This is a genomic window from Cupriavidus sp. 22TCCZM04-2 (genome assembly GCF_057798895.1).
The window spans coordinates 1-7,838 of record NZ_JBYOJS010000042.1; the positions used below are offsets into that span (position 1 = coordinate 1).

The following is a 7,838-nucleotide window of genomic DNA, read 5'->3' on the forward strand; positions in this document are numbered from 1 at the left end:
GGCTACACGCACTTCTTGACGCGCACGCTACCCAATGTAGGTACTGAAATGAGCCTGCATGTTATGGCGTACAACCTCAAGCGTGTGCTCGGAATTCTCGGATTCTCGAAAACAATGAAGGCGATGCGCCTGGTGGGTGCGTAAGCACCCATTTACGCCCAAAAAAATGGGCTGAAGATCGCCCTCAGGGCTCCCATTAGCACTATTCGCCCGTTTCGACGTCATCCCACGACAGAATTAGCCGAAAATTCGATAAGGCAGGCTACGCCCCAGAGGGAGCACGCATTGGTCGATTCGAGAGACGTTTCCACACGGCCTCGACCCATCTGAGACATCCGACTGCTGCGAGACGAACGGCTCCTTTGGCACCAGGAAGACGACGTTGGCCCCTGGTAGAAGCTAAGCCCATAAATAGCCATCGGAGACAGCAAATGTCAACATTCGGTTCCAAGATGCAACAGCGATATGCCGCGTCGCTCGTCGCCATACAAACTCGTGAATCTCTAAACGACTATCTAAAAAGCCGCTACCTAGCGTTGGCCGTCAATGTATGTCCCGATCGTCGGATCTCCATGCAGGGCTCGAGCCAACCTTTCTCCATATGCCCCGTGCCCAACCCATGCACGGCCGCCTCTAACGCTCAAGAAGGCCGGAACGCACTTGTCGACGCAGGTGTGTCCCCAAGTCAAAAGAGAATCCGCATCAATCGAGCTTATGGGCTCAGCCGTTTCAAAATTACTCCCGGGAACAAAAATTCCGTCAACATCAGTTAAAACAGCCGTAATTGGTGCGCCAACTAACCATGCTAGCCATACAGCCATTCCATCCGAGGTAATGTCCCAACTCATCTCAAATGGGTCTACTGTGAATATCAACTTCGACGGGAGGAGCACCGGTATCGCACCCTGACGCTGAGCTTGGCGCGCGTCATGTAACGTCTCGCATGGAACGAGCTTTGATGAATATGCTGCGTCGCATATTACCAGTCCGGTCTGATCCTGCGCTCGAGCGCACGCGCGATGGTGCGTGTAGGGTTGAAGCGATTTCCTTCTGTCAATTGCCTCAATCGTCTTGTCAGTTGGACCTCCCCCAGGAATGACCAAAACTGATTTTCCGTACTCCAATGTGTGCTCAATAGACCGAATCGACGCCGATGTCTTGCTTTCATCGATCAGCAGACTGCCACCAAATTTTATAACTGCGTCAAAACCGTACTCCGTATAGCCAGGTATGAGCGTCATAGCATTCCCTCACAACGATGCAATGCAGAGGCGAGGCGTCGAACAATTTCCCGCACGTCACTGTCAGTAGCTGTTAGTGCTGGTCGAATCTTAACGAAAGCACCTCGTCCATATTCACTCTGCCGCACCAGAAGCCCCTCCGTCTTGCATTCGTGAATCACTGCTTGGGCGAGTTCTGGATATGGCTCGCGGGATTCCCTAGAGCGTACCAGTTCTACGCCGGACATGAGGCCAGCGCTCCTGACACAGCCAATGAAGTGGCTACCGGACATCAGCTTGAGCAGCTCGTCATGCAGCACCTCTCCCGCGTGTTGCACCGACGCGAAAAATCCCGAGCCGCCCATTACATTGAGAGTTGCGGCCACAGCGGCCGCGACAATAGTAGAGCCTCCCCAAGTAAGGGAGCGTTCGCCTTGATCGAGCAAGCATAGTTCTTTCGGAAGCAGCAACGCTCCTGCTCCTGGCAGTCCAATACCCGATATCGATTTCGCCAGTGCAATCATTGTCGGTCGAATTCCATAGTAGTCTGCTGCAAAGAAACCATTGAGCCTTCCGAAGGTTTGAACCTCATCGAAGATAAGCGGTACTTGGAATTTCTCCAGACCTTCCGCAACCTTATGCCAAAATTTTCGCGGAGGAACGATGCCACCCCCGGCGCCAAGAACTGGCTCCGCGAGAAACGCAGCAGCTTTATCATTGCGAATGATTGCTTTCCGAATGACTTCATCTGCACAGTCGACATCGCAATTATCTTCGCTTTTTCCATACGGGCAGCGGTAGCAGTCGGGGGCAGGAACATTTGTTATCGGAATAACTACATGGCGCAAACGCTGCTTCCTGAAATCCATGCCGGAAACCAAGGAAGAAACTATTGATTGTCCATGATGGCCACCACGAAAGCTGACAACGCGAGTTCGCTCTGTGGAAGCCCACGCATGTCGAAGCGCCTGTTCGATAGCGGTGCTTCCACCAGTGCATCCTTTTAGATGTACTCGGTCAAGGCCCGCAGGGGCAATAGCTGCGAGCATTGTTTCGGCCTCGACTATAGACCCAGAAGTGATAGAGGAAGAGCCGTGCAGTAGTCCAGTATCGATGGTTTTCTTTATGGCATGGGTTACTGCCTTGTGTCCGTAGCCCAATCCGATATTGAATGTGCCGGCGCATGCGTCTAAATACTTCCTTCCATCATCCGAAGTTAGCCATAGACCTTCAGCATGCGATATTGTGAGTCCATCGGGTGAGTATGCGCAAGCGGCCATCAATAAGATCCTCCCGCGAATCTACGCCGGTCTTATCAGAACCTTCTGTCCGAGCATCTTTGGAATAAAGTCACCGAAGTCGTGCAGGCCTCTTGCTGCTCTATCGTTATCTAGAGTTTCAAGGATATCCGCCGGTATCGCTCCTGGGAGTTGCTCAGATAACCAACATAATGGATAGTAAAGCGAAGGTGCTAAGGCATAGGTTTTAGAAACATCCAACACGCGGCCCCAGTCCAACTTGGCGAACCCAATCACTCTCCCGATATCTACCAAAGGCCGCAATTTTTTTGCGTTGAGTATCATGATCTCATGGTAGACTCTGGCTGCTACAAACCAAACATGCGTTTCCCAGTCCAATTGGAGTTGGTGGCTCCCATCAAGCACGATGTTTGAAATACATGTCAGCACCGCGTCGGGGTCTATTCCATGCGACAAATTGTGGTGGACGTCCAGTTCAATTGCTAGGTAGACCTGTCCATTTTCGACAATAAATGGATGGCTCAATCCAAGCTCATTGATGGACGGAGCGAGGTAGTCGATCTCTGAGACTCGAACGATTTTCGTAAATGGAAACAACTCGTAATGCGAAGATTCAAATGATCGGATAGCTTCGTCTGCCATCAACTGAACTGCACCGCCGTGGCTTACTATATTCTGTGAGTAGCCTAGCTCCGCCAAATAGATTTTGGCTTCGTTTAGAAATTTACGTGGTACAAGAATGTCGATATCGTTAAAGATTGCACCGCAGCCATGGGGGCTTGTGGCATACGCGATGCCTTTGAAAAGCGGTGCAGGTATTCCACCATCTCGAAGTCTTTCCGCAACCTGACGCGCAGAAATCTTCTGCACGCCGAGTACCGTATCGGACAGTACACGGTACTGCTGGGCAGCCAAAGACGCCTCTTCAATTTGATTGTTTACTACCTCAAGTATCCAAGGAAGAAGACCGGATACCACACCAAGCTCTATCACTCGAGCAAATGGAAGCTCTACGGGCAACTCCTCCTTACGTGGTAGTCGTAAGGCGGTGCTGAGCGCTGCCAGCAAGAGCCGTGACTCGGGGCTTGCGATGAAATGGGCTGAATTCACAGAGGCGAACCTCCGCATTGCAGTATAAGCACCTCCCAATCTTCGACCGTGAGACCTATGCATTTCAACTGCGCAAGAAGATCGTTAGCGGATTTCCTTTGTAAGCCAACTTCAGACAGTTCCCTAAACAGAGTTGCAGATGGCGACAGCGTCACAAGTGCCTCGATCTGGCGAGAATGTATGTATTCCAACTGATGCGCTGCCAATACACGGTCAGGCTGTTTGTCCAAGAGACATCGCTCCTCGTTAATCCATGGTTTAAGCGCGTGTGCTTGATGCGTAAACCGTTCAGCAAGTCGCTCTTTTATAAAAAGAGAAACCTCAATCGCCGATATCGGCAAACCTTTAGAGCGTTGTTGCACACAGTTCAAAAAAGTGTCAAATTGCGGTGGAGACTGCTCGAGTTTGGTAATCCCAAACAGCGCACTACACTCTCGAAGCGCCTCCACACGATCATCACTTGTGTGAATTAGGTTCATTACCTTGTTTGTGGCTCCGAATCTTCGGCGAAACTCTAAGGGCGAGCACTTGCACGGATCTGATGTGCCCTTCAATCGGTGTAGTGTGGGGAATATGGAGGATGCGCCCGCACTGTAACCTGGCTCTAGCCATCCACAAAATGACTCTCCTTGGGCGAACATCTTCTCCACAAGACAGTCGAAATGGCAACGAGGCCTTGCGGCGCGGTTCTTCGCGTAGAGCTTTTCAACATCACCTGGGGAAAGATGGTGCCATCGAAAACTGGATACTCTCAAGTCGAAAGATGCGAATTCTTTCAAGATCGGTCCAGCCCGTCCTGAAAGGACAGCGTCTGGAGACAGAATAAAAAATGCGCCTTCGCTGTGGGAAGCGGCAATACCTGCTTCTATCGAAATTGGCAATTACTTCACCGGTTTGGTACCGACGATGTCTAGTGCGGCGGACCCCGTGAGGCTGGAAAGCATTGATGCCACTGCAGACGCAGAGCCGGAGAGCTTCACCGGAAGGCTAGCCGCAAGCATAGCGATGCTCGATGCACTCATAGAAGCGATGCTGGATGCGGAAATAGTCACTTGATGCGAGGCTGGCAAATGTGCGGCCAGTGATGCCACCATATTTGCAAGAACCGAAGCCGGCAGGTTTGCAAGAGCCGAAGCGGGAAGTGCGGCGACAGACGATGCCGGAAGCGAAACCACGGACGAAACACCTGGTGTAGCGTTCGCCACGGCTGAAGCGACTTCAGCGGCGCTCAGGTTGACATGCGCGGACGCGAGACGGTTCGTCATGATGTCCTCCTCGATTTCATAGGCTCGAAGACATACGATAGTCCAAATCTTGGCAGATCGTACTGATCAGAAGTATTAACCCGTTCAGGTCAAATGATGCAGTCCCGCAGACTACGCGCTATGACAGGTGGTGCGGCGTGAAATGGTTCAAATCGGGGCGGCCGTGCAAATTGTTTGGTGCCATTTCACCAATCGAGCAGATAGCCTTGCCATTGACAGCGAGTTTTGGGCGTGCGATCTGACCGGCCTGCACATGTAGGGTATCTGCGTGGTCAGCCAGGTTGGCACCCGTGCAACGGTCATGCAGCAGGAGATCGTAGCGGGCCGAGAAGCAGTCCTTGGATCCGCAAGGAATGAATGACCACCTCTTTCCATTTTTCCCTTTGTGTGGTTCCACACATAGGCCTTGGCGGAAAGTGGCTTGACCACGCCTATCCTTCTTACCGCTTTCGGCTCATTCAGAAAGCAAAGGGGGCATGCACGCCCCGAAGATTTCAATTCCATCGAGTCCGCTATCCCCCGATTGGGGGTAATTAATTCGGAGGCAATCATGGCGAAGTACACGCTTACCGCGGGCGAGTCAAAGTTTTCAATCGAAATCGGGGTTGAGCAAACACGTGACGGTGCGCATCTATCGATATACGCCGGCGCGAATGATGGTTATACATCCCCGCCATCCATCTTCGAGGCAGATAAAGGGTACGTGATTCTGGAAGCGTTGCCGGTCGTTACCTCTGCGTGGGGCGAACAGGGATACACCACGGCCCTAACTGCGAGAGACGCAAATTTTGAGAAGATCGAGAAGATCAACGCTCAGTTCGAGGAGTCTCTCAAAGCGGCTCGTGAGAAAGGCGACGACAAATCTTCGTCTGCACTTGAAGAGATACGGAAGCAGTTGCTTGATTACTACTACAAATTTACCTCAACGAACGCGCATTTCGAGGTCGTGGGCCACGTACAGTCACGCGAAAAGAAGGTACTTGGCGTAGTTGTAGATACGAAAACAGCGAATCTAGAGATCCACTTTGTTTTCCATGTTCTCAAGCTGATAACGCCAGAGGAAGCGGCACTCCTGCACGACTTCATCAGCACAGCGCTCGCTAACAATCAGGAGATCAAAATGAATCTGGAGATCCCAGCATCGGTTCAGGCCACCATCCAGGCGTACGAAGAGAAGCAACTGGGACTAGTGCCGCCGGTCACAATGTGACAAAGAGCCCTGCAATCCAATCACCGACGTGCATAAGTGCTTGCGCTGTATGGCGGCACTTATGCTCAGGCCGGTAATAGCCTTTGGATGTCAGCTTATGGCCGGGAGCACCCCGCCGTCTTGAGATTAGCTCAGGCCCTTAACTGCAGGGGACCCAAATCAGCGCAGCACGCGATAGGTCGACTGCACCAGGCCTGATGGAAAGTGCCGGCTCGACTCGAGCGCCAGACTCACGTCGCGCAGCAAGCCGCCGAACAAAGGTCTGCCGGTCCCGATCAAGACTGGCACGGTTGTGACGACCAGGTCGGCGATCAATCCGTCGCGCAGGAATGACTGGACCAACTGACCGCCATCGACGTACACGCGACGCACTCCCGTGGCCTCCAGTTGCGCCATCGTGTCCGTGGGCATGAGATCCGAGAAACGCACCTTTCCCTGGAGCTCCTCTGGCACTGGCGTGCCTGCCAGTTTTCGGGACAGCACAAGCACGGGCTTGTCGTAAACCCATTCGCCCATGGTGAGGACCTTTTCATAGCAGCCTCGGCCCATGACGATCGCGTCCTTGTCGGCGATAAAGGCCGGATAGCCATGGTCTTCGGCGGGGTCATCCCGCTCCAGAAGCCAGCCGATGTCGCCGTCGGGCCGGGCGATAAAGCCGTCGAGGCTAGTGGCAATAAAGACGTGTCCTGTAATCATTGTTAGTGCCTACGAGTGCTTGGCGAAAATGATGGCGTCGCGTGCCAGAAGAACCTGTTTCAGCCTTTCGTCCACCGATTCATCGCGTTCCAGACATAGAACAGGACAGGTGACGTGACTGAGCCATTCCCGATGGCGCGCGAGAGTCCGGCCTTCGGCTGTCCCTGCGTCATACTGTGCTGCCCAGTCCAGAAATTCGGGATCGGCCTTGCCGAATCGCAACTCCTCTCGCCGCCTAAGCCGGGCCAGGCGGATATCGGTAGGAAGGTAGAGAATTACGACCGGGTCGAAAGCATGTTCCAAGTCGTGCCCCCAACCGATCACAGCTCCCCGCCACTACAGCCTCGCCGCTGGCGCGCAAGGCGGTCAACAAAGCAGCCGCTCGCTCCTCGGCACCAAATTTCTCTTGATAGGGAGAGTCGGTCGGACGCCAAAAGAAATCGTCCGATTCCAGAACGCGCGCATGGGTTGCGAAGCCAACTGCCTGCGCCAGAGTCGAAGTACCGGAACCTGCGGCGCCCGTGATCAGGATGTGCATGGCGAGCGATGGGAGTGCGAATAGACCGCCAGAGTCTATCAGTCAACGCAGGAGCGAACAGAATTCCCTCATTAGTCGCTTAGCGACCGAGGCTGTGTGAAAACGTCCCGATCGCCTAGACTGAGTCAACGCATTCAGACTGGGGGATCGGATGAAGCGATTCATAGAGGGAGAAGACCGCAAGCAGGCTACGCTGCTTCCAGAATGCCTCGATGATTTCATCGCCGAGGATAACCCCGCCAGGATCATCGACGCGTTTGTTGAAGAGTTGGATCTCGAGTCGCTCGGGTTCGAAGGTGCCAATCCCTCAACTACAGGTCGCCCCTCATATCATCCTGCCGTCCTGCTGAAGATATACATCTATGGCTACCTCAACCGGGTCCAGTCCAGCCGCCGTCTGGAGCGCGAATGCCAACGCAATATAGAGCTGATGTGGCTGACCGGTCGACTGGCGCCGGACTTCAAGACGATTGCAGACTTCCGCAGGGATAACAGCACAGGCATTCGCAATGTCTGCCGTCGTTTCGTTGTGTTGTGCCG

9 protein-coding genes are annotated in these 7,838 nt (G+C 53.3%); 2 read left to right on the top strand and 7 right to left on the bottom strand.

The window, feature by feature from the left end; all coding sequences use genetic code 11:
- Nucleotides 1-530: 530 nt before the first annotated feature.
- The 5 genes from AC3FKG_RS29530 to AC3FKG_RS29550 are packed head-to-tail and all read right to left on the bottom strand — an operon-like array spanning nt 531 to nt 4,854.
- Nucleotides 531-1,241, bottom strand: coding sequence for an amino acid kinase family protein (locus AC3FKG_RS29530; RefSeq protein ID WP_488744840.1), 711 nt, complete (start codon nt 1,239-1,241; stop codon nt 531-533).
- Entirely contained in the window at nt 1,238-2,500 is a 1,263-nt protein-coding gene (locus tag AC3FKG_RS29535; RefSeq protein WP_488744841.1) for a class-III pyridoxal-phosphate-dependent aminotransferase, read from the bottom strand. Before AC3FKG_RS29535 ends, AC3FKG_RS29530 begins: the two co-directional genes overlap by 4 nt.
- 21 nt (nt 2,501-2,521) lie before the next feature.
- A complete protein-coding gene (locus AC3FKG_RS29540; RefSeq protein WP_488744842.1) occupies nt 2,522-3,589 on the bottom strand; it encodes a nucleotidyltransferase family protein in 1,068 nt (355 codons plus the stop codon).
- Nucleotides 3,586-4,470 (bottom strand): nucleoside-diphosphate kinase, encoded by an 885-nt coding sequence (locus AC3FKG_RS29545; RefSeq protein ID WP_488744843.1) that lies wholly within the window; start codon nt 4,468-4,470, stop codon nt 3,586-3,588. The genes AC3FKG_RS29540 and AC3FKG_RS29545 overlap by 4 nt, the downstream gene beginning before the upstream one ends.
- Entirely contained in the window at nt 4,471-4,854 is a 384-nt protein-coding gene (locus AC3FKG_RS29550) for a hypothetical protein (RefSeq protein ID WP_488744844.1), read from the bottom strand.
- A 421-nt stretch (nt 4,855-5,275) separates the two neighbouring features.
- On the opposite strand from AC3FKG_RS29550, the gene AC3FKG_RS29555 reads away from it, so the two are divergent.
- Complete coding sequence (locus tag AC3FKG_RS29555; RefSeq protein ID WP_488744845.1) at nt 5,276-6,064, top strand: hypothetical protein; 789 nt, start codon at nt 5,276-5,278, stop codon at nt 6,062-6,064.
- 159 nt (nt 6,065-6,223) lie between these two features.
- On the opposite strand, the gene AC3FKG_RS29560 is transcribed toward AC3FKG_RS29555, so the two are convergent.
- Nucleotides 6,224-6,760 (bottom strand): dihydrofolate reductase family protein, encoded by a 537-nt coding sequence (locus tag AC3FKG_RS29560; protein ID WP_488744846.1) that lies wholly within the window; start codon nt 6,758-6,760, stop codon nt 6,224-6,226.
- 9 nt (nt 6,761-6,769) lie between these two features.
- Nucleotides 6,770-7,063, bottom strand: a complete 294-nt coding sequence (locus AC3FKG_RS29565; RefSeq protein ID WP_488744847.1) for a P-loop NTPase family protein — start codon at nt 7,061-7,063, stop codon at nt 6,770-6,772.
- A gap of 386 nt (nt 7,064-7,449) precedes the next feature.
- Between AC3FKG_RS29565 and AC3FKG_RS29570 the strand changes: the two genes are divergently transcribed.
- Nucleotides 7,450-7,838: transposase (locus tag AC3FKG_RS29570; protein ID WP_488743530.1), on the top strand; the 389-nt coding region annotated here is incomplete at its 3' end.

Bases quoted from the DNA above. Each gene is read 5' to 3' on its own strand.
- AC3FKG_RS29530 (WP_488744840.1), bottom strand. From the start codon at position 1,241: ATGACGCTCATACCTGGCTATACGGAGTACGGTTTTGACGCAGTTATA.
- AC3FKG_RS29535 (WP_488744841.1), bottom strand. From the start codon at position 2,500: ATGGCCGCTTGCGCATACTCACCCGATGGACTCACAATATCGCATGCT.
- AC3FKG_RS29550 (WP_488744844.1), bottom strand. From the start codon at position 4,854: ATGACGAACCGTCTCGCGTCCGCGCATGTCAACCTGAGCGCCGCTGAA.
- AC3FKG_RS29560 (WP_488744846.1), bottom strand. From the start codon at position 6,760: ATGATTACAGGACACGTCTTTATTGCCACTAGCCTCGACGGCTTTATC.